The organism is Alterileibacterium massiliense, from assembly GCF_900104645.1.
Classification (GTDB): domain Bacteria; phylum Bacillota; class Clostridia; order Peptostreptococcales; family Anaerovoracaceae; genus Alterileibacterium; species Alterileibacterium massiliense.
In genome coordinates this window covers 79,726-102,280 of record NZ_FNWE01000001.1, presented here as the reverse complement: position 1 = coordinate 102,280, position 22,555 = coordinate 79,726, and the positions used below count along the sequence as shown (strand labels likewise).

Sequence of the window (22,555 nt, the reverse complement as noted above, 5' to 3'; positions counted from 1 at the left end):
AAAAGGCGGGAAATATTTGCTCCCGCCTTTTTGTTTTAACTTTTTATTCTAAAAGCTTAGTTCTTTAATTATCTAATCATTTAATTATTTAATTTTAAGCGTATAAATAATCTAATAATCAAACTTATCTATCTTCTTTTCTTTTGTATCCTATTACCGCATATGCTGAGGTAAGAGTGAGAATTAATCCTACTGCAAAAATTCCTAGGTTTTCGCTATCACCTGTCTTTGGAGATGCGTTATTCTGACTATTGCCACTTCCCTGACCTGGATTGGTATCATCTCCAGCTGGCACCTTTTTTGTACCTTTTAAAACAATCTTATTAATAGGTTCAGTCTTTTCAACTACAGGATCTTTTACTTCAAGAATTTTTTCTCCGCCATTTCCGATAGGAAGATAATAATAAGTAGTCTTTGTGACAGTTTTTCCCTTAACGCCTTTCTGTTTAACCTTTGTCTTGCCTACAGGAAGAGTTGGGTCGTCCTCATAAACTGTCTTAAAATCTTCTACTACAACTTCCTCTTTCATGCCCTCTTTAATCTTTGATTTGAGAACAAGATTCCAGCCGTCAAGGTCGTTACCGCTAATAGCAAGAGTGTAACGCTCTTTAAGAACATCCTCTCTATCTCCTGTAAAGTTTGCATGAAGCTTATATTCATTTGCTCTAGGTGTCCATGGATTGAATGTCTGAAGGTTGTTACCATCTATAGCTCTATTAAATGAGTAATCATCATCATATTTATCAAGAGATAAGTCTATTTCTCCTTCTTTAAAATTAAGAGTTCTTTTAATTACATTACCATTTTGAAGATTCTCAAAAGGATATTCCGGATTCTTTCCTTCTTTTATACATTCTACATCAAAAAGCACCGGCATATTATTTTTATCAGATTCAAGGATTATAGAACCATCTTCTACCGACATCTTTGTATGTGTTTCCATATTCTGCTGTAACAATGCCGTAATTTCTTTAGATTTCTCATCTAAAGAAGCCCCGTATTTGGTATTGCCCATGTATACTGGGAGATAAAAGCCATTAAATTCACAATCAGTATAGGTATCACCTTTCTGATCTTTAACGCTCGATAAGTCGATTTCATAAACCTTGGTCTCACCGATCTTACCGCTGTACATTCTCTGAGCAAAAAGACCTGTTTTCATATTTCCATCTTTATCCTTGCCCTTGAAGCCAAAGATATACCAGAAGGAAATGTCCTTTCCTTCATCTGCCGGATTGTAGTAACCCCTGTCACCATTTCGATGCCACTGTATGGTAATCTTACCTATATTATCATTGCCCCCCCCAGCAAAAACTGAAGAAGTTCCAATTAGCATCGAGAAGATAAGCATCATTGTTAGGATTAAAATAGCAGATTTCTTAAAATTCTTTTTCATAATGCTAGTTCATATAAAGCTTATTATGCTTATATGCTCTCCTTTCTCATTTTCTTAAATTTGTGTCTGATATTTTATCACAGTCTAATTTTTCCATCAAGATGCTTGTCCTTATCGAAGAAATCTCTGGTTTCCTTTACAATCACACCACTTAAAGCGAATAATGCGATCATATTAGGTATTGCCATAAGCCCGTTGAAAATGTCCGCAATAGTCCACACTGCACTGACTGTCATATAAGGTCCAATAAAGACTGCTAAAATATAGATATATCTATATCCCTTAATAACCTTGAAATTTGAATCTGTCAAATATTCTAAGCATCTTTCACTATAATAATCCCAGCCAAGAATTGTTGTAAATGCGAAGAAAACAAGACATATCACAAGAACAAATGATGATAGCTGAGCGGGGAATGGCAGTCCATTTCTAAAAGCATAACTCGTAACCTGAACTCCCTCTAAGCCCTCTTGCTTCCATGCACCAGTTAGCACTATGGAAAGACCTGTCATTGTGCATATGACGATCGTGTCTATAAAAGTTCCAGTCATAGATACGAGCCCCTGCCTTACGGGTTCCTTTGTCTGTGCTGCGGCAGCAGCTATTGGAGCACTTCCAAGTCCTGCCTCATTTGAAAATATACCTCTCGCAATTCCCTTTTGCATTGCTACTATCATTGACCCAACTATTCCACCTGTTACAGCAGACGGATTAAATGCAGCTTTTACGATAGTGACAAAGGCCGCCGGTACTTCTTTTATATTAAATATGAGAAGCATTATGCTAAAAATTATATATATTAAAGCCATAAATGGAACGATAACCTGTGCAACACTTGCTATTCTTTTTAAACCGCCTATTATTACCGCAGCAACGCAAAAAGCAAGGATTAGCGAAGATATAATAACAGCCCAAGAATAATTGCCTATTCCAGGTATTTTAACCATATGTAAATCATGAGGGTCAAAGAAGCCTTTAACCGCACTCGCAATTCCATTAACCTGAGTAAAGGTACCAATTCCAAACAAGCCAACTCCAACGCCAAAGAATGCAAAGGCTTTTGCTAGCCACTTGTATTTAACACCCATACCTTTTTCAATATAGTAGAATGGCCCGCCAAGGCTATGTCCGTCCTCTGCAACCGTCCTATATTTAACCGCAAGAAGTCCTTCCGAATACTTCGTAGCCATTCCAAAAAATGCAGCGATTTCCATCCAAAAAAGTGCTCCAGGTCCTCCAGTTGTAATAGCTGTAGCAACTCCAACTATATTTCCAGTTCCAATTGTTGCGGAAAGTGCTGTGCAAAGTGCTGCAAAGCTCGTGACCTCGCCATGACCTCCGTCTTCATTTTTATACATCCACTTTAATGCGAGCGGAAGCCTTCTCATCTGTAAAAGGCCCAGCCTTGCTGTAAGAAGAAAACCGCCGGCAAGAATGAGTACCATAAGAGGAACTCCCCACACGAGATTATCAATCGTTTCAAGTACGCTATTAATTGCAGAAAACATAGTTAAATCCCTTTCTTAATTTAGATATGATTTAGATAAATGTTGTAAAAAAATATAAAATATTATAAAAAATGATTTTTATCTGGAGATAACTTATGACTCCCGCTTAAAGGTCAAAAGACGGATTCTTTGGTCAAAAATTGAGTTTTGGTCAAAAATTAAAAATAGACCGCTAAGCCCGCGATCTATCAGAAATCAAAATTAACAAAGATGAATACATAATTGGCATGGATAATTTGCCAATTAAGATGATATTCAAGTCTCCGTCCTTTTGCCTGAGAGATTGTGCGGTTCTTTCGCCTTGCCCCTTCGGCATCTGATATTAAATCAGACTTCTCCAGAGAAACGATCCATCTGCAGTCTTCATCTCCGTCGAGATACCTGAGAGTTTTACTCCTTCGGTGGTCATAAGACGCTTTCCTGCAAACTTCATTTCGTTATTATGTTAAATAAAATAACACCTCAGATACCGAGGTGTCAATATTTTTATTGTAATTTTTGTCAATTTTTTTATTATTTTTTACAAAGATTTTGTTTAATTGGTATTTATTTTGACAAAGATTCTTTGAATACATCGAAGCCTATCTTAACAGTTTGAAGAAAACTCCTGCCTGCCTTACCAGAATTTGATTTATCACCATTTCCCTTTGTATTTTTCTTTGCTTCATTCATAGCAAGCTTAGCCTTGTTTTCTTCCTCCTTCTTTGCTACCTCAAGCTCTTCCTCTGTCCAAGGCACCATCTTTGTAACTAGAACATATCTCTCATCTCCTGTAGCATATACGCAGGTGCTGAATGTAAGTAGCTTATCGTTAACTGTAGCTTGGTCAGAAGTATTAATAACATTATTTTTTGCAGTAAAGTCCAGCAGTGATTGCTTATCTTGTTCGCTTCCAAAGTAATAATTATAAGCCTCACTTGTAGCGTCTACAAGCTCAAAGCCTATAACCTTAAGGTGATATTTTGCACTAGGTGTTATTAACTCAAGCTGTTTGTGTTTCTCATAAAACTCCTGACTCTTATACTTATCTATTGTAGCGAGCATACTTCCGTCTTTCATATGGTGACCATATACTACAGTATTGAATGTTTCGAAATTGTCAGGAGCATTTGCGTCCATGAAAAGCGTCCCAGCTCCATTATAAGCCTTATTGAACATATGTGTTAGGTAGAAGCTGTTATCGCTACCCCTAACTATAGGATAGTTGATTATGGTTCCGTCAAGGTATACCCAAGCTCTCGCGTCAGAATTCTGTGCCATGAGCGAGTCCCAGTCAAGTTCTCCCGTATAAATTCCCGATGTCTTGGTAGAACCAGCAACTCTGGCAGTATTATTATATTGAGTTCTAGCCTTATAATATTTGGCTAATGACTTATATAGTTGGAATCCACTTATTGAGATTATCACAAGCAATATTATGATGATTAATTTATATAGATAATCCTTGAATTTTTTCATGCTAAGGTCTCCAAATTATAAAATTAATTGATGATTAATGATTATAACATTAATTTATTATTTGCACAAAAATTTGCAAAAAAACAACCTATCGCACCAAGCTTAATACAATAGGTTGATAATTAAATAATAATTGTTTAATGAAAATTTGATATTATGTTAGCTTTTTAAACTGCAATCGTAAATTATATTTTTTTATGTTAAAATTTAAATATAAAAAATTATTATTTCGAGTTAATGAGGTGAGATTATGTCAGATAATCTGTTGAATCTACAAAACGGAAGCGATATAAGGGGTGTTGCCCTAGAAAGCATTTCAGAGGAAAATGTAAATTTAACGCCTAAGGTGGCTTCTTTAATTGGTGAAGCATTTCTAATATGGCTTTCCAAGAGAAAAAATAAAAGAATAGATATGCTAAAAATCTGTATAGGTAGGGATCCAAGACTATCAGGAGAGAATTTGCTAAAAGCTCTAATATCTGGTGCCTCTAAAAAAGGTGCACATATATTTGATGCCGGATTGGCATCGACACCTGCAATGTTCATGTCCTGCATTGACAAAGATTTCGCCTTTGACGGTGCTATCATGATAACTGCAAGTCATCTCCCTTGGAATAGGAATGGATTCAAATTCTTTACTTCGGATGGCGGGCTTGATAAAAAGGACATACGCGAGATATTAATGATCGCTGAATCAATTGAAGTAACTGCTCCAATTGATTTTTCCAAATCCTTTAAGGTTAATGAGTTAATAGAGCCTGCCGACTTGATTGAATCTTATGAGTCAATTGAAAATCCTGAAACTTATGCAAATTATGAAAAAATAAATCTAATGCAAGCATATTCGACGCACCTTAAAAATATCATCTTATCAGGACTTAGCAAATATAATATAAAAAGCCTAGAGAATATGCACATAATTGTTGATGCAGGTAATGGTTCAGGTGGGTTCTTTGCTAACGATGTTCTTCTTCCCCTAGGTGCTGATATAAGTGGCAGTCAGTTTCTTGAGCCAGATGGGAATTTCCCTAATCATGTACCTAATCCGGAAGATGATATAGCAATGAAATCTATTTCATCTGCTGTATTAAAATCAAAGGCTGACCTCGGTATTATATTTGATACAGATGTTGACAGGAGTGCTGCAGTCTCTGGTTCAGGAAAGCCAATTCAAAGAAATGGCGTTATTGCCCTTGCTGCTGCAATAGGACAATCCTCTCACAAGGGGGGAACTGTTGTAACTGACAGCATAACATCAAATGAGTTAAATGAATTTCTTGAGAAAAACTTAGGTCTAAATCACCTCAGATTTAAAAGAGGATATAAGAATGTGATTAATAAAGCTAAGGAAATGAGGAGCGAGGATGCATTTCTTGCAATTGAAACATCTGGTCACGCTGCATATTCTGACAATCACTATCTTGACGACGGTGCTTATCTAGCCTGCCTGATAATAGTCGAAGCTACTAGATTAAAAAAAGAAGGCAAGGATATTCTTAGCCTCATCTCCTCGCTAAAAGAGCCTTGTGAATCGAAGGAATATAGATTTAAGATAATTGAAGAAAAGATTTGGCAAGATTCAGTTTCAAAATCTAGAGGTATCACAGCTTTTTCTGATTATGCGGACATTATAATAGAAAGTCTACGCTATTTTGCAGAAGAAAGCGAAGGTTTTTCTGTAGTCAGTCCCAATTACGAAGGTGTACGCATCAATTATGACCTGCCTATTACCGGAAGCAAAGAAAACGCGAGAGGCTGGCTACTCTTAAGAAAATCACTTCATGACCCAGTAATGCCTATGAATATTGAATCTGACAAGGCGGGTGGTGCTATAATGGTTTTATCGATTATAAAAGATTTCCTCTCACAATTTGATGCAATACAGATATAGACCATGAAATTATATATCGTAAATTAAGGTATACAAAGTTATATATATCAAAGCATATAATGCAAATCTATAGATAGCAAAATCGGCATAATCACAATCCCTATAAGAGATTTAAGATATGCCGATTTTTTTCTTCTTAAATTAAATTTTGTTTAAAAGCTAAAATTCTTATTTGTCGTCCTTATCCATTGCATCTTTAGCCTTATCTGCAGCCTTGCTTGCAGCATCCTTTGCCTTGCCAGCAACTTCGCTTGCTACATCTTTAGCATCAGAAGCAATTTCCTTTGTCTTTCCTACTACCTGATCGATAATTCCTTCAGCCTTCTTTGAATCATCATCTGTAACCTTACCTGTAACTTCCTTAGCCTTACCTTTAACCTTATCTGTGAATCCCTTATCTGTCATGGTCTTTACTCCTTTTTTATCATTGATATAACTTCATATATTTATTATAACACTATGAGCATTTTTTTCAACTCTTAACTAGCTATTCTGTGAATAGACTTCAACCCTCTGCTCAAATATTTCAATATCAACAGGCAATTTATCTCCTTCATCTCCATCTATATCCGTGTCGATGTCTTCAGGCGAACTGATATGAATTTTTTTAGCTCTCATAAATTCAATCTTGTCATTTTGGGTAAGCTCACCTTTTAAGAAATCCGGTAACAGTGAAAACTTAGATAAGATTGATGAATCTTTTAATATAAGAATATTTGCATATCCATCCTTATTACGGCTGAAGATTTTTTTATCTCCAAGCCAGTTTGTTAGTAGTACAATTACATGGCTCGCACTTCCTTTGAAATCTCCATTATCCGTCTCTATCTCAATCTCAAACTCGTTATCATTAACCACAGATTTCATGCTATTTACAAAATATGCAAGAGGTCCGAACTTAGTCTTTTCTTCAGTTTCAACATTGTGTATAGCCTCCGGAACTGAACCTATGCTAAAAATATATCCAAAGAATTTATCATTGCATTTGCCAATGTCCACTTTCTCAGTTCTTTCAAAATCGAGTTCATCTATAGCCTTTTCAGGATTTTGATCTACTCCTACCAGTCTTGACATAAGGTTTACGGTTCCGCCCGGTATAATCCCAAGCTTTGGTATGTATTCCTTTTCTGAAATTCCAGCTATAACTTCATTTACAGTTCCATCTCCTCCAAATGCGAAAACTGCTTCGCATTTATCATCTGCTGCTTCACTTGCAAATTTCGTCGCATCATTTTCTTTCTCAGTTTCCTTTACGATAACTTCATCAAAATATTCCTTTGCCTTGGTGACGAATTTATCCTTATATTCCATTGCCTTTTCATCGCCAGAACTTGGGTTGATAATCAAAACTGCTTTTTTCATCGCTTTCCTCCATTAAATTTTTATAAAATTTATTTTTCTTTTCCTAAGTTAATAAATAATAATATCGCTCCCACTAATACCGCCACTTGGTAAGCGATGGTTAGAAACATTCCAATGCCTATATTTACATCGTTTGATACTGAATTTATGCTGACATATTGCTGAAGGGCTAAAATTACACCCAAGATTGATAATATGAGCACAAATACTCTTTTTTTAAGTAGAGTGAGCAGGATTGTAAAAATCGCTATTATAATAAATATTATCCCTGGTCCAAAGCTTCCATTTGGCTTAATTAAGTTAAAACTTCTGCCATAAATCGATGCAGCAGGCAAAAATACCGCTATAATCTCAAGAACTGATGAAACAATAATAACCATCTGGCTTGAGCGTAATTTTCTCATGCCTCTTTTATCATTTATATCTTGATTATTTTTTATATAATCACTTCTCATCTACTACCCTCCCATTTATGCCAATTTAGATTTAACTCGGATTTAATTTAAAATTCAAACATATTCAAAATATTTCTAATTATCTTTAGTCTGATAAAATATGTGTTAATTATATTTCTAAATTATATTTTAATAGTATTTCAAAAATTTTATTATCTTAGTTAGTGACCTTGCTTAACTCTTTTTTTATTATAACACAAAAGGCCGGAAGCTTATCACTTTCCGACCCTTTATATAATTTAATTTTCTAATTATAGAAATATTATGCCTGCTTTTTATGCTGATTACATCATACCGCCCATTCCACCAGGTGCTACAGGTGGCACTGGAGATTCTTCTTTAATCTCTGTAATCCCTGCCTCTGTAGTTAGCAACATTCCTGCAACTGAAGCAGCATTCTGTAATGCAGATCTAGTAACCTTAACAGGATCAACGATTCCAGCTTCTATCATATCGATGTATGAGTTTGATACCGCATCGAATCCGATGCCCTTACCTGACTCCATAACCTTAGATACAACTACACTACCCTCAAAACCTGCATTCTCTGCTATCTGTCTAACAGGTTCTTCTATCGCTCTTTCAACAATCTTAGCACCTGTCTTGAAATCGCCTTCTTGCTTATCAGCAAAGGCTCTAACCGCATCTATCGTTCCAATCAATGCAGTTCCGCCTCCTGCAACAATTCCCTCCTCAACAGCAGCTCTTGTTGCATTTAATGCGTCCTCAAGTCTTAGCTTCTTTTCCTTGAGTTCTGTCTCTGTAGCAGAACCTGCTTTTATTACAGCAACACCGCCCATTAGCTTAGCAAGCCTTTCCTGTAATTTTTCTTTGTCAAATTCAGAACTTGTATCTGCAATTTCTCCTCTGATCTTCTCTATTCTATTCTCAATCTCAGATTTTTCTCCTGCACCACTTACTATTACGGTTCTGTCCTTATTAACTTTGATAGTTCCTGCACTTCCGAGCATATCAATTGTCGCTTCGCTAAGCTCATATCCAAGCTCACTGCTTATATATGTACCTCCTGTCAGAATCGCAATATCTTCCATCATTGCCTTTCTTCTGTCTCCAAAGCCCGGTGCTTTTACAGCAACTACATCTATAGTTCCTCTAAGCTTGTTAACAACTAAAGTAGCAAGTGCTTCTCCCTCAACATCTTCTGCTATTATCAGAAGTGAACGGCCTGATTTCATTACAGCTTCAAGAAGTGGAATGATTTCCTGAATATTTGAAAGCTTCTTATCTGTTAGAAGAACATATGGATTTTCCATAACTGCTTCCATCTTATCAGTGTTTCCTACCATGTATGGGCTTAGGTAACCTCTGTCGAATTCCATTCCCTCTACAACCTCGAGTGTTGTATCAAGAGACCTCGACTCTTCTACTGTAATAACGCCGTCTTTTCCAACCTTGTCCATTGCCTCTGCAATGAGTCTTCCGATTTCCTCGTCACCAGCGGATATGCTTGCAACCTGTGCTATGCTTTCCTTATCATCTACTGCCTTTGCAGTCTTCTTAAGATTGTCTACAGCGACCTCAACAGCCTTTGAAATTCCAGCTTTAAGAGCCATTGGATTTGCTCCTGCTGTAACATTCTTAAATCCCTCGTGGATCATTGCCTGTGCCAAAAGTGTAGCCGTTGTTGTTCCATCTCCTGCAACATCATTAGTCTTTGTAGCTACCTCTTTTACAAGCTGAGCTCCCATATTTTCAACCTGATCTTCAAGCTCTATTTCCCTAGCAATAGAAACACCGTCATTTGTGATAAGCGGAGATCCAAAGCTCTTTTCAATCAAAACATTTCTTCCCTTAGGTCCTAGAGTTATCTTGACTGTATCTGATAATTTATCTACTCCTGCGAGAATCGCTCTCCTCGATTCTTCTCCATAATGTAATTCCTTAGCCATTTAATCTACCTCCATTATTCACTGATTACAGCAAGAATGTCTTCCTGCTTCATAATCATATAATCTTCTCCCTTATATACTAAATCTTGTCCGCCATATTTCTGGAAAATCACAACATCGCCTACTTTTAGCTCCATAGGTTCTTCTTCAGTTCCTTTTCCCACTGCAACTATCTTTGCATATTGTGGCTTTTCCTTAGCTCCTGCCGATAGAATTATTCCACCCTCTGTCTTATCTTCTTTTTCCATTTTCTTTAGAACTACTCTTGTCCCAAGCGGTTTTATTCCAAAACTCATTATATTACCTCCCGTAACTCATTTTTTCATCTGTTAGCACTCTATATATTTGAGTGCTAACCAGCATGATTATTGTAATCATATTGCTATATTTTGTCAATGTATTTAAAGGAAAAGATTGTGAAGAAATCTTCAAAATCACTAAAATCACTTTTTTATCTTTCTATCCCTGTAATAGTAGAAAAGATATTGCTGTGCCAAACCTCCGAGGCTTCCAAATTTTTCAGCTGCAAATTTCTGCATTCCTGAAATATCCTTCTCATCAAAGCCATACATATGAACCATGATCCGCTTTACCCATGTATCAATCGGAAATGCTTCAAAATCTCTAAGGCCGAATAGGGAAATGCAATTTGCAACCTTTGGGCCAATCCCGTAATAGGATAAAATTTGCTTATATTTCTCATCACTCTTTCCAGAGGGAACTTTTTCTATTTGAAATTTATGAGCTGCTTTTACTATATATGCTGACCTATATCCTAATTTTAATTTCATTAATTCCTCAGAATCTGCTAGGGCAAGTGCATCAGGCGATGGGAATGCAAATCTTTCTCTTCCTTTGATAATTCCAATAGGCTTGCCATAGACTGAGGAAATTGATTCGATACATTTTTTTATTCTCGGAATATTATTATTTTGAGATATTATGAAGGATATAAGCACTTCAAAGAAATCCTGATTTAAAATCCTTATGCCTCCTCCATATAATATCGCATCACTTAGCCTAGGCTCGCCTCTTAAAAGTTCTTCCTTATATTTTGAATAATCTGTGCTCAGATCGAAGTAATTATTCCAAAACTCCTCATCGCCATTAAAACTCTGTATTTTTAGATAGTCTTTTTCATCTTTTGCTAAGCACGCCTTGTCCTCAGCAAATATAAGATATTCTGACTCCTCTATCTTCTCCCACCTAAAGCACTGCCCGCACTCGAGCGTCTGCTTCAAATTAAAGTCTTTGCCTGTCTTTAGCTCTATATTTTTCATCTATAATCTCCAAATACTATCTCAGAAATTTCTATATTAATTCTTATGAGTTCAAAAGCTGTCATCTCCTCAATCACCCTCTTTACTCTCCACTGAAGTTCAGAACATCTATCGATTATTCCGTCTGAAAGCTTGATTTTAATTCTCACAACGAGAAGCAATCCTGAGCCAACTGGGCTGTGGTAATAATCTAATACTCTTATGCTATTTTTAAATCTCAGTGCGGTTATCCTTATAATGTCCTCTATGACCTTTTCGCTTATCTCATATTTGCCAAAATAACTGAACTGCGGTCTCACCACTGTCGGTTCTTCAAATTCTTCACCTTTTTCATGTAGGGCAAAATTCCTAAATATCCTTGCTGGATGCATGAAGTATCCAGGGAAATCTCTTTTAATCTGAATCATAGGAACTGGAATAATATGTTCACCGAATTTATTTCTACTAATACTCGCCTTTTCCCTATCTTCTTTTGTTGTAAAATCTTCTATATAAAGCCTCAAATCTGCCGTATGTAAATCGAGCTCCCTTGTTATCCAGTCAACCATTCTGTCCGAGGTGCCTAATATCATTATCTTTTTTGGCGATAGCAGGCTGAGCTTCAATTTGACATCTCTTTTATGCTCATCATAATTAAACAGCGTTGTCCTCATAGCTTCTGCCTTTGACTTGCATCTCTTTGCAGACCTCCCAGCTACAACCCTGTTGTGATATATCAAAAGACCGTCATCGATGATCGCATCAATACTCATATCTCTTGAAATTTTCATCGCTTGATAGCTTTTTCCCGTGCCACTCTTTCCGGTAAAAGAAATAATATACATAATCACCTCTATGTTGTACTTGTCTAACCGAATATGTGCGTGTTATAATTCCCGCGAGGTATAAATTAAAAGGAGGTAATGAAATGGCTTATAAAATTGAAGAAAATTGCATCAGCTGTGGAGCTTGTGCTGACGGTTGCCCAGTAGATTGCATCACTGAAGGTGCACCATACTCAATTGATGAGAATGCCTGCATCGACTGCGGTAACTGTGCAAGTGTTTGCCCTGTTGGTGCTCCTGTAGAAGCATAATTTACTAAATAATTAATCATTTATGCATAATATGTTTAGAAACCCGTAGCAATGCTACGGGTTTTAAATTAACTAGCTAACTGAGCAATCAAGCAATATGCTTTAGCTATGTCTATAGCCATTTTCATATTTAGTTATTTGTCCTTGCTCATCATAAAGGACAAAACTTGCAAACTATCGGTAATATGTACATTCTCAACGCTCACCGCCTTATTTGTCTTTAAGTCTATTGGGGCAAAATTCCATATTCCCCTAGTACCCATATTGGTGAGCCTGTCAAAAACATCCCTTGCAGATTCCTTATTAACGCAGATTACTCCAATGTCCACCTTATTGTCCTTGGCAAATTTGTCAAAGTCATTGAAATTTTTCACCTCTACGCCCTTAATCTTGCTACCGACAACCTTATCACTCGAGTCAAATAGCCCAATAATATCAAAGCCTAGGTTGTAATTAAAAAGAAAGTTAGTTATAGCCTTACCCATATTGCCGATTCCGACCACTACAACCTTGTATTCGTTATCAAGTCCAAGAATTTTGCTTATTTCATTATAAAGTCGTTCAACGCTATAACCAAAACCCTGTTGTCCAAATCCTCCGAATGTATTAAAGTCTTGTCTAATCTGCGATGCGGTATATCCGATTATTTCACCAAGTTCACTTGATGAAATCTTCTCAACTCCCTTTTCTTTGAGCTCCCCAAGATACCTTCTATACCTAGGAAGTCTTCTCATAACTGCTTCAGAAACCTTGCTTTTCATAATTATCGACAATCCTCTCTTAGAGTAATAACTTATTTATCTAGATTTTCATCAACATAAGCAACTAAGTCGCTTACAGTCTCAAGCTTTTCTGCAACATCGTCAGGTATCTCGATCTCAAATTCATCCTCAACGCCAAGAATTATCTCTACAGCATCGAGAGAATCTGCTTCCAAGTCCTTCATCATATTTGTTTCCATATTTATCATGTCTTCTTCAACGCCGAGCTGGTCAACAATAATTGCTCTAATTTTTTCAAAAGTCATTATAAAATCCTCCTAATTTATCGCGTTTGATAATTATACAACGAACTCGAGTTGCTATTCAATAGCTTTGACGAAAAATCCACAATCTTTGTATAGAGTCGTCAAATATATGTGTAAAAACAATATAAATATTAAATTAATTTAATTTTTCAAGCGAAATTTATTCTGAACTAAGTTCTTCCCATTCTTCATAATATTCATAAAGTTTTTCTTTGAAAATTTTATTCTCCTCGTCACATTTTCTTAAAAAGATTGGATCGCTCACATTGTCCTCTTCGCACATCTTCTTCTCATTTTCTTCTATATCATTTTCAAGTCCTTCAATCAGCTCCTCAAGTTCCAAAATACGCCTTGCCCTTTTTCTCTCCTCTGCCTCTTTTTTCTTCTGAAACTTTCTCTTTTCGGATGAAGATGTAGAAATATCAATATCAAAATCTTTTCTTTGATAATTGTCGAAGTCTCTTTTTATTTTTTCCGCCACTTCTTCGTTTATCTTGGATTTTTTCTCCATATAATAATCGTATTTACCAAGAAATTCATTTAATCCTTCTTTGTTAAGCTCATAAATCTTGTCAGGAACTCTGCTTAGCAAATATCTATCGTGGGAAATAATTAGTGCGGTGCCCTTAAAATCTATAAGTGCTTCTTCTATTGCCTCTTTGGAGTCTATATCAAGGTGGTTGGTCGGTTCATCGAGAAGAAGAGTGTTCGCTCCAGATAGCATCAATTTTAGCAATGAGAGCTTAGATTTTTCTCCTCCTGATAAACTCTTAATCTTCTTAAATACATCATCTCCTTTGAACAAAAATCTCCCGAGAATATTTCTCATCTCCGTATCTCCATATTCGTGATATGCGTTTTGCATCTCTGATAATACGGTTTCTTCATCATCAAGGAGCATTTGTTCTTGGTCAAAATATGCGATATTAACATTGTGTCCGATTTTTAGATAACCTGAGTCCTCTTTTTCTTTCGATGCCAATATTTTCATAAAAGTGCTCTTGCCTGCACCATTCTCACCAACAAGGCAAATATGTTCACCAGACCTAACCTTAAGCTTAATATCATCAAATATTACCTTGCCCTCAAAACTCTTTTTCAACCTCTCAACTTCTATTACATCATTTCCACTCTTATAATCTTGAGTAAAACTTATCTTCATTCCAGCATCGCTTGTCTTTGGCTTGTCTAAGCTCCTCATGGAATCTAGTCTTTTTTCTCTTGACCTTGCCCTCTTAGCGAGCTTTTCAGTTCCCCTCTCCTTGTATCGCCTTATCAGCTCCTCCTGCCTTTTTATCTCATTTAATTCCTTTTCATAGGCATTTATCTGAGCTTCTTCAAGCTGTTTCCTCTTCTCCTTATAATCAGTATAATTTCCTTTATACGACCTTAGGGTTTTATTTCTAATATCAAAAATCCTAGTAGCTACCTTATCCAAAAAGAACCTATCATGTGACACGACAATAATCGTCCCCTTATAGGTAGAAAGCATTTTTTCAAGTGACTCTAGCATGGAAAAATCAAGATGGTTGGTCGGTTCATCAAGTATGAGTAAATCCGGTCGCTCGATAAGGGTGCAAGCTAGAGCGAGCCTAGTCCTTTCACCTCCAGAAAGCATTCCAATTTTTTTATCCCACTCGTCTTCGTTAAATCCCATGGATTTAAGTATTCCCTTAGTTCTTCCTTCTATTGAATAACCACCCATATCACCAAATCTTTCGAGAAGCTCGGTATATTCATCAGCGAGCAGTGGGTCATTTCCCATCTCCAGCTGGAGTTTTAAAAGCCTTTCTTCAAGCAACTTTACCTTTTTGTGAGTCTTTCTTATCTCTTCAATTATGCTACCTTCAGCATCAAACTGGTTTTTCTGGCGAACATATCCAATATCAATATCTTTTTTTATATAAATACTGCCTGATGTTTCTTCGGTTTCTTTAGTTATAATATCAAGAAGAGTAGTTTTTCCTGCACCATTCGGTCCAACAATTCCTACCCTGTCGCCTTTTGATATATTGAAATTAACAGATTCAAGAATTATATCTGCTCCATATGATTTATTTATTTCATTAGCACTTAATATGGTCATCTAAATCTCCAGTTATATCTCAAGTCCAGGAGCTGCATCGAGTTTTAAATTTGAATAATTCCCCTTTAGCGACTCATAATATGCCGATGATGCTATCATAGCTCCATTATCGGTGCATAGAATTTTCGATGGTTTGAAAACCTGAATTCCAGCCTTCGAAGCTCTTTCTATAAGAAGTTCACCAAGCCTCGTATTCGCTGCAACTCCTCCCGATAAGACGAGCTTATCCCTCTTAAATTCGATGCACGCATCTACTGCCTTTTTAGTTATTACATCGACAACGGCTTCCTGAAAAGAGGCGGAGAAGTCGTTAATATCAATATCTCTTCCAGACTGCCTTTCATTATTTATATAATTAAGAGCTGCCGTCTTAATTCCGCTAAAACTAAAATCATAACTGCCCTTTTCAAGCCACACCCTCTTAAAATCGATTGCATTTTTATTGCCATCTCTCGCAGACCTATCCATCTTAGGGCCTCCGGGGTAACCCAGTCCTATGACTCTTGACACCTTGTCGAAGGCTTCACCTGCTGCATCATCTCTCGTTTCACCGATTATCTTACAAGTATTATAATCCTCAATATCCACAATATTGGTATGCCCACCTGATACAATAAGCCCCATAAATGGTGGCTTTAGATCTTTATGCTCTATATAATTAGCTGCTATATGACCGTGCATATGGTTAACACCTACCAATGGTATGTTTTTTGCATATGCTATCATCTTAGCTGTCGCAACTCCTATTAGCAAGGCTCCAACAAGCCCCGGTCCATAGGTAACACCAATTAGATCGACTTCATTTAGGCTAACTCCGGCTTCTTTTAATGCCCTATCTATTACATCATTTATATTTTCAAGATGATGTCTAGATGCTATTTCGGGTACCACACCCCCAAACTTAGTATGTATTGATATTTGAGATGAAATAATATTAGAGAGCATCTCCCTACCGTCAGCTACAACTCCGGCAGCCGTTTCATCACAGCTAGACTCTATTCCAATCGTTATATGTTTGCCATTTAACATCCTTTGCCCGTCCCAATTTAATTCCTTATATTTTTTTCCATCTTAATTTATATAATTTATCCGTTCTGATTTATATCGCTTATCTGTCCTAATTCTATTGATTCTCTTGTTTAATCTTTTGAAATAATAATCCCTTTTAAATTTTATCTTTTGGGAATTTTATTTAAGCTTTTTTAAGAATTTATTTTAATCTTCCCTTCTTCAAGCTTCATCTCTGCCTCTGTCTTTCTCATGTAATCAGGAAGAAGTTCATCATAATCTACAGGCTTTTTCCCCATTTCAATTTGTTGATATGCTTCCCTTGCCACCTCTAATGCACTCTGATACCTCTGATTAAGAGGTGCGATTTCATAATCAAAGGTCTTATTTTTCATCGCTTTCTCTATTTTGTCAAAATAAGCATCTATTCCGTCGCCATAGAAATACACAGGATATTTGCTTTCTTCATTTATTCTTGAAATCTCATCTAATAGATCATCAATCATATATTGACCCTGCTTAAAAGTCTCACTGATATTTCCACTCTCATCAAAAAGCCAGAGAGCGGCATAGGTCTGATTTCTTCTAGCATTGATAATCGTGCAGGCGTAATGCATGAAATCCACTTCTCTATTCCTATCGAGCTCAGCCATCGCTTTTAGAGTTCTTACCGGAATACAGCCAATGCCACAAGCTTGAGAAAGTGCTCTAGCTGTAGACACGCCTATCCTTATTCCTGTAAAAGAGCCAGGTCCTATTGAGGGAGCTACCATGTCTACATCTGATATTTCAATTTCCGCTTTTTTAAGAACAAAATCTATAATTTCCATTAGATCTACGAGATGGTTCATCTCTTTATTCGATTTTTTAAAGAAAACCACCTCATCGTTTGAACCTATTTTTTCCTCTTTTAAAAGAAGTGCTACAGAAGCATATTTTGCAGTTGTTTCAATCGCTAAAATTTTTTTCATATCATCTATCTCTTAATCTTTTCACCATATGAATTTTTTCTGAATATTTCTTCTTTATCTCTTTCTCTAATTATTTATTTGATTCTTTATCTAATCATAAGCTCCGCAAATTTCGCATATCACGCAGTTTAAAAATTCTCTCTCCTAAAGACGCTCCATAATCTATATCTATAAATAAAGTCTCACTTGGCAAAATATCTTCAATTAAATTTGCCCACTCAATTATTGTAATTCCATCACCAAATAGGTAATCCTCTCCTCCTATATTATAAAATTCATCTTCATAAGATAATCTATATAGGTCAAAATGAAAGAGCGGAATGATTCCGCTCCTATATTCTTTTACAATCGTAAAGGTTGGACTGCTCACATTTTCTTTAACCTTTAGTGCCTCTGCAATTGCTTTTGTAAATGTTGTCTTTCCGGCTCCTAAATCTCCAGAAAGAGCAATTACATCACCGGCTTCGAGGTATTTCGCAAGATTCCTCGCATATTTAAATGTATCCTCTTCACATCGTGAAATATAGGGATTTATATTCGCTTTAAAGAAATCGTTATTCATAATTTAATATAATCCTACTTTCTACTCACAGGTAAGCTTATATATTGCCCTGGCATAAATCTTTGTATATCTTATCAGCTTATCAATATTAAGCCTCTCATCACCCTGGTGCATTCTATCCTCATCATTTGGAAATAGGGCTCCATAGGCTAACATTCGATCAATCTTCTTTGCATAAGTGCCAGCGGATGCAACGATAGGCTTGTTAACTCTATCTCCTGTTTCTTCGATATAAGCTTCCATTAATTTTTTTACAAACACCTCGTCTTCCTCGATATATATCGGATCGTCATAGTATTGCTTGATAAATCCTATCTTCGTGCCCTTGAGCCTTTCCTGAATACCTTCTATTACATCAGCTCCTGCAGTTGATACCGGATACCTTAAATTTACTACTATAGATGCAATGTCCTCATTAAACTCAGCCATACCAACATTGAATATGAGATTGCCTGATACCTCATCAGAAAATCCTATTCCCATATCTTCTCCATATAGATTAAATCCTATGTGCTCATTATAAAAAGATATGAAATCATTTATCTCATCTTGAGCAAATTCTATTTTGCCTAGGAAATCGAGCATTATGCTTATGGCATTCAGACCCTCATATGGCTTTGCCCCATGTGCACTTTTCCCCTTTGTCTCTACTACTAGTGATTTGCCAGCCCTCGTTATCTTAACTTCATTTTCATTCTGTTCTTTATAATTCTTAGCCTTTTCTCTTATGAGGTTATAATCATCTTTATTATCTGACATAATGACGGCTCTCGCATAATCCGGAACTATATTAGGTGCAAGCCCTGAATTTAGCTTCTTTAATATAATTCCATCTTTATTATTATTCTTTGAAAGCTTTAAAGCCAATGAAAAATTTAATATTCCCATCTCGCCATTGATAAGTGGAAAATCTCCGTCAGGCGTAATTCCAAAATCAGGAGCACCAGCCTTTTCCAAATAATATTCCATTCCTATTTGATTTGTTTCCTCATCAAGACCTAGGATAAGCCTTATATTCTTCTTAGGTTTAATTCCACATTCCTTAATCGCTTTCATCGCATATAAATTTGCGATAAGAGGACCCTTATCATCAGTAGTTCCCCTTCCATATATGAATCCATCATCAATGTCTGCACTATATGGCTCGTGCTTTGTCCATCCTTTTCCCTCTGGAACAACATCAAGATGTGCTGCAATTCCGAAAGTAAGAGCTCGGGGTTCTTCTGCTTTAAAGTCGATATGCCCGCCGTAGTTGTCAAAATTAGCAATTTCAAACCCCATCTCATTTCCTAGAGATAAAAGGTCCTGATATGCCTCATGAACTCCCTTTCCAAATGGCAAAAATTCTCCATTTTCAAGAGTCACTGCATCTTCTTCAACGCTCTTTATTCTGACTATGTCCTGAACGGACTTAACTATTTCATCCTTATGCTCGTCAATCCATAAAATATAATCCATTATCTATATATCCTATTATCTCCCATTTTTGCTTTTAAATATCAATCTTGTTATATATTAAACTTACCTAATTTTTGCTATATAGTTTTGCTTTGTAATATCTATCTTACTTTGTCTTTATTTTTATCATTCCATCTGCATCTATCGGTGCACCAGTCGTATAAACAGGTTCTACCTTTCCATTCTTAATAGTAGCTAGGTTGACAGACTTTAGTGGATTACCATTTTTATCAAATGAGAAAATTCCGGTTGCACATCTATATCCATTTGTCTTGAAAAGTGCGTCTTTTACATCTTCACCCTTTAAAGATGGCGATGTATTAAGTGCATTCATTATAAGTAGATATGAATCATATCCAAGTGCTACATTATCTGTTGGAACCTTGTCATGTCCATATAAACTCTTGTACTCAATTATAAATTTCTGAGTTTCCGGTGTTATATAGCTAGAATTCTTTTTATACGCATTTACAGTGCTATCTGCAGTAAATGCAATCTTTATCTTAGGATGCGACTTCATCATCTTTATAAATTCCGGATCATTCCACTCTTTTGTTCCAACAAAGGTAATATCCGTCATCTTATTTTTTTCAATCTCTTTGAAGAATAAATCCGCCGTATCCTTTCCAACAGGCATAAACACTCCCTTTACGCTTTTTTTCTTAATCTCTTTGACAATCTGCTTATATTTTATTCCAGATGATTTTAACTCAAATTCCAGCTCAATTGGACTGACATTATTATTAAGTTCGTTTAATTTCTTTTTTACTCCATTGCTTAATGATTCAGCAGTGCTATCCCCCTCAAAGTATATTATAGAAAACTTCCTTATCTTGGGCTTGTTCCAAGCGTAATCTGCAAGTCCTTCTCCTATCTGAGAATCCGTTATGCAGGTTCTGAAATAGTAGTCATTGTCTTCTGTTATCAAGAGGTTCTTTGCTCCCGGTGTTACCGTAGGAATTTTCGCCTTCTTAACAGATTTTGAAGCTATCAGAGATGCGGTCTCTCCTGTATTACCAATTATCGCTACAGGTTTTATTGAAATAAGGCTCTCGATTGCACTCTTTGCTCCACTTGATGTCGATTTTGAATCAACCTTTATAAGCCTTATCTCCTTTCCCTTTATGTTGTGATACATCTTATTTGCAAGCTCTATTCCCTCTATTTCCTCTTTTCCTGCCTGCTTTTGATCTCCTGTTTCAGGCTCATAAACTCCTATATATATAATATTGTCGCCTTTTAATGTCTTTTTTGGAAAAAAAGATGCACGAAAACTGTCTATAGTTGTGCATCCGGTAAATAAGGTAATTATAAATATAATAATGGTAATTATAAATATCTTCAGAATTTTATTTTTTTTAAATTGTTCTAAAACCTGCATTTATTATTTTCCTCATCTCGCTTGCGTCATCGATCTTATTTATCTCATTTCTTATCTTCGCAGCATTCTTCATTCCTTTAACATACCAAGCGATATGCTTTCTCATCTCTCTAACTGCGATATATTCGCCTTTTAAATCCATAAGTCCGTCAAAGTGTTTTAATATAATTTGAATTTTTTCATCAAAGGACGGTGGTGAAAATTCTTCATTAAAATGATAGGCATTTAACTCTTTAAATATCCAAGGATTTCCAAGGGAGGCTCTACCTATCATCACATAATCGCATCCTGTCATTTTAAGCATCAACTCAGCATCTTTAGGTGTGAATATATCTCCATTGCCTATGATGGGAATCTTGCACGCTTTTTTTATCTCCTTTATTATTTCCCAGTCAGCTTCACCACTGTAATATTCTTCCCTAGTTCTTCCGTGAATAGCTATGGCAGCTGCTCCAGCTTCCTCTGCTACCTTTGCTACCTCTATGGCGTTGATACTATCTTCGTTTAATCCCTTCCTAATCTTTATAGTTACTGGCTTCTCTGTATTATTTTTTACCGATTTAATAATCTTATATATTAGCTCAGGATTTTTCATAAGAGCACAGCCATCGCCATTTTTTACAATCTTAGGTGCAGGGCAGCCCATATTTATATCGAGATAATCATGGTTTCTCTTGTCAATCTTTCTTGCCGCTTCACCCATGATATATGGATCACTACCAAAGATCTGTATTGAAGTCATTCCTGCGTCTTTGGGTATGTAAAGAAGTCTATCGGTCTTTATATCATCATAGTAAATGCCCTTTGCACTAACCATCTCGGTATATGTAAGCGAGGCACCCATTGATGAACAAATCTCCCTCATAATAGCATCTGTTATTCCTGCAAGAGGTGCTAAAATAAAAGGATTATTCGCCTTGAACACGCTTGTTCACCCTTGATTTGATATTCTTTTTATATATAATAGCAAGCCCTTCAATAGTTAGCATCTTATCTATGTAATCGATGCACTCTACGCCTTCTTCCATCATGCTTGCCATACCGCCTGTTGCAATGACCTTAATATCTTCTAGTTTTTTCCCATATACACTGACAAGCTCTTTCTTAATTCCTGCTACAATCCTCTCTGTCATACCCATATGTCCATATACCAGCCCCGATTGCATACTCTCTATCGTATTTTTACCAATCGTCTTTGATGGTGTTTCAAGCTCAACATGGGGAAGTTTTGCAGTTTCTTCAAAGAGTGCCTTTGCTGAAATCTTTAAGCCGGGGGCAATTGTTCCACCGATAAATTCACCCTCATCTGTAACAACCGAAATTGTAGTCGCCGTTCCAAAATCTATTACGATTAAGGTACCCTCATACTTTGTATGTGCAGCTACAGAATTTACAATCCTGTCAGAGCCAATCTGCCTAGGATCATCGCATTGAACGCTAAGACCGGTCTTTATTCCTGTTTCTACTATGAAAGGATTTATTTCAAAATATTTAATACTCATATGTTGCAGTGCAAATAGCACAGAAGGAACAACGGTAGCTATGATAATATCATCTATCTTTGTTCTGTCTATGTTGTCATATTCAAATAATTGGAGCACTAAGGTTCCATATTCATCTGCCGTTCTTACCGGATCTGTTGTTAGCCTCCAGCGTTCCACAAGTTTTCCATCGTCAAAAACACCAAGCATAACATTGGTGTTACCTACATCTATAGCTAAAAGCAT

22 protein-coding genes and 2 riboswitches are annotated in these 22,555 nt (G+C 36.3%); of the genes, 2 read left to right on the top strand and 20 right to left on the bottom strand.

All coding sequences use genetic code 11. From position 1 onward, the window contains the following. Window positions 1-124: 124 nt before the first annotated feature. From BQ5371_RS00460 to srtB, 3 genes are all read right to left on the bottom strand, one after another. Window positions 125-1,396 (bottom strand): G5 domain-containing protein, encoded by a 1,272-nt coding sequence (locus BQ5371_RS00460; protein WP_071132031.1) that lies wholly within the window; start codon window positions 1,394-1,396, stop codon window positions 125-127. A 77-nt stretch (window positions 1,397-1,473) separates the two neighbouring features. Then, window positions 1,474-2,904 carry an alanine/glycine:cation symporter family protein gene (locus BQ5371_RS00455; RefSeq protein ID WP_071132030.1) on the bottom strand — a complete coding sequence of 477 codons (1,431 nt, stop codon included), beginning with the start codon at window positions 2,902-2,904 and terminating at the stop codon, window positions 1,474-1,476. Window positions 2,905-3,157: 253 nt separating this feature from the next. Further along, window positions 3,158-3,255, bottom strand: a riboswitch (glycine riboswitch). A gap of 9 nt (window positions 3,256-3,264) precedes the next feature. Further along, window positions 3,265-3,337, bottom strand: a riboswitch (glycine riboswitch). 113 nt (window positions 3,338-3,450) lie between these two features. After that, window positions 3,451-4,362, bottom strand: a complete 912-nt coding sequence (gene srtB, locus BQ5371_RS00450) for a class B sortase (protein WP_071132029.1) — start codon at window positions 4,360-4,362, stop codon at window positions 3,451-3,453. A 250-nt stretch (window positions 4,363-4,612) separates the two neighbouring features. Between srtB and BQ5371_RS00445 the strand changes: the two genes are divergently transcribed. Then, a complete protein-coding gene (locus BQ5371_RS00445) occupies window positions 4,613-6,253 on the top strand; it encodes a phosphohexomutase domain-containing protein (protein WP_071132028.1) in 1,641 nt (546 codons plus the stop codon). A 168-nt stretch (window positions 6,254-6,421) separates the two neighbouring features. Here the strand turns inward: BQ5371_RS00445 and BQ5371_RS00440 are convergent, their stop codons facing one another. The 7 genes from BQ5371_RS00440 to BQ5371_RS00410 form a co-directional block, all read right to left on the bottom strand. Beyond that, complete coding sequence (locus tag BQ5371_RS00440; RefSeq protein ID WP_071132027.1) at window positions 6,422-6,658, bottom strand: CsbD family protein; 237 nt, start codon at window positions 6,656-6,658, stop codon at window positions 6,422-6,424. A 78-nt stretch (window positions 6,659-6,736) separates the two neighbouring features. After that, window positions 6,737-7,615 carry a diacylglycerol/lipid kinase family protein gene (locus BQ5371_RS00435; RefSeq protein WP_071132026.1) on the bottom strand — a complete coding sequence of 293 codons (879 nt, stop codon included), beginning with the start codon at window positions 7,613-7,615 and terminating at the stop codon, window positions 6,737-6,739. Between the two features lie 29 nt (window positions 7,616-7,644). Further along, window positions 7,645-8,070, bottom strand: coding sequence for a hypothetical protein (locus tag BQ5371_RS00430; RefSeq protein WP_071132025.1), 426 nt, complete (start codon window positions 8,068-8,070; stop codon window positions 7,645-7,647). Between the two features lie 284 nt (window positions 8,071-8,354). Further along, the gene (groL, locus tag BQ5371_RS00425) at window positions 8,355-9,980 is read right to left on the bottom strand and encodes a chaperonin GroEL (RefSeq protein WP_071132024.1); all 1,626 of its coding nucleotides are present in this window, start codon (window positions 9,978-9,980) and stop codon (window positions 8,355-8,357) included. Between the two features lie 14 nt (window positions 9,981-9,994). Continuing rightward, on the bottom strand, window positions 9,995-10,276 hold the full coding sequence (locus BQ5371_RS00420) for a co-chaperone GroES (protein ID WP_071132023.1): 282 nt from the start codon (window positions 10,274-10,276) through the stop codon (window positions 9,995-9,997). A gap of 147 nt (window positions 10,277-10,423) precedes the next feature. After that, window positions 10,424-11,260, bottom strand: a complete 837-nt coding sequence (locus tag BQ5371_RS00415) for a DNA-3-methyladenine glycosylase family protein (protein ID WP_071132022.1) — start codon at window positions 11,258-11,260, stop codon at window positions 10,424-10,426. Further along, complete coding sequence (locus tag BQ5371_RS00410) at window positions 11,257-12,084, bottom strand: hypothetical protein (protein ID WP_071132021.1); 828 nt, start codon at window positions 12,082-12,084, stop codon at window positions 11,257-11,259. The genes BQ5371_RS00415 and BQ5371_RS00410 overlap by 4 nt, the downstream gene beginning before the upstream one ends. Before the next feature lie 83 nt (window positions 12,085-12,167). On the opposite strand from BQ5371_RS00410, the gene BQ5371_RS00405 reads away from it, so the two are divergent. After that, window positions 12,168-12,335, top strand: a complete 168-nt coding sequence (locus BQ5371_RS00405) for a 4Fe-4S binding protein (protein ID WP_071132020.1) — start codon at window positions 12,168-12,170, stop codon at window positions 12,333-12,335. 134 nt (window positions 12,336-12,469) lie between these two features. On the opposite strand, the gene BQ5371_RS00400 is transcribed toward BQ5371_RS00405, so the two are convergent. The 10 genes from BQ5371_RS00400 to BQ5371_RS00355 form a co-directional block, all read right to left on the bottom strand. Next, complete coding sequence (locus BQ5371_RS00400) at window positions 12,470-13,096, bottom strand: redox-sensing transcriptional repressor Rex (RefSeq protein ID WP_071132019.1); 627 nt, start codon at window positions 13,094-13,096, stop codon at window positions 12,470-12,472. Between the two features lie 32 nt (window positions 13,097-13,128). Next, window positions 13,129-13,362 carry an acyl carrier protein gene (gene acpP, locus BQ5371_RS00395; RefSeq protein WP_071132018.1) on the bottom strand — a complete coding sequence of 78 codons (234 nt, stop codon included), beginning with the start codon at window positions 13,360-13,362 and terminating at the stop codon, window positions 13,129-13,131. 160 nt (window positions 13,363-13,522) lie between these two features. Further along, the gene (gene abc-f, locus BQ5371_RS00390; RefSeq protein WP_071132017.1) at window positions 13,523-15,448 is read right to left on the bottom strand and encodes a ribosomal protection-like ABC-F family protein; all 1,926 of its coding nucleotides are present in this window, start codon (window positions 15,446-15,448) and stop codon (window positions 13,523-13,525) included. A 12-nt stretch (window positions 15,449-15,460) separates the two neighbouring features. Next, window positions 15,461-16,477, bottom strand: a complete 1,017-nt coding sequence (tsaD, locus tag BQ5371_RS00385; RefSeq protein WP_071132016.1) for a tRNA (adenosine(37)-N6)-threonylcarbamoyltransferase complex transferase subunit TsaD — start codon at window positions 16,475-16,477, stop codon at window positions 15,461-15,463. A 173-nt stretch (window positions 16,478-16,650) separates the two neighbouring features. After that, window positions 16,651-17,427, bottom strand: coding sequence for a tRNA (adenosine(37)-N6)-threonylcarbamoyltransferase complex dimerization subunit type 1 TsaB (gene tsaB, locus BQ5371_RS00380; protein ID WP_071132015.1), 777 nt, complete (start codon window positions 17,425-17,427; stop codon window positions 16,651-16,653). Window positions 17,428-17,521: 94 nt separating this feature from the next. Next, window positions 17,522-17,989, bottom strand: coding sequence for a tRNA (adenosine(37)-N6)-threonylcarbamoyltransferase complex ATPase subunit type 1 TsaE (gene tsaE, locus BQ5371_RS00375; protein ID WP_071132014.1), 468 nt, complete (start codon window positions 17,987-17,989; stop codon window positions 17,522-17,524). A 21-nt stretch (window positions 17,990-18,010) separates the two neighbouring features. Beyond that, entirely contained in the window at window positions 18,011-19,447 is a 1,437-nt protein-coding gene (gene pepV / locus BQ5371_RS00370) for a dipeptidase PepV (RefSeq protein ID WP_071132013.1), read from the bottom strand. A 106-nt stretch (window positions 19,448-19,553) separates the two neighbouring features. Continuing rightward, window positions 19,554-20,828, bottom strand: a complete 1,275-nt coding sequence (locus BQ5371_RS00365) for an ABC transporter substrate-binding protein (protein WP_071132012.1) — start codon at window positions 20,826-20,828, stop codon at window positions 19,554-19,556. After that, on the bottom strand, window positions 20,806-21,753 hold the full coding sequence (gene dusB / locus BQ5371_RS00360) for a tRNA dihydrouridine synthase DusB (protein ID WP_071132011.1): 948 nt from the start codon (window positions 21,751-21,753) through the stop codon (window positions 20,806-20,808). The genes BQ5371_RS00365 and dusB overlap by 23 nt, the downstream gene beginning before the upstream one ends. Next, the gene (locus BQ5371_RS00355) at window positions 21,737-22,555 is read right to left on the bottom strand and encodes a type III pantothenate kinase (protein WP_071132010.1); all 819 of its coding nucleotides are present in this window, start codon (window positions 22,553-22,555) and stop codon (window positions 21,737-21,739) included. Before BQ5371_RS00355 ends, dusB begins: the two co-directional genes overlap by 17 nt.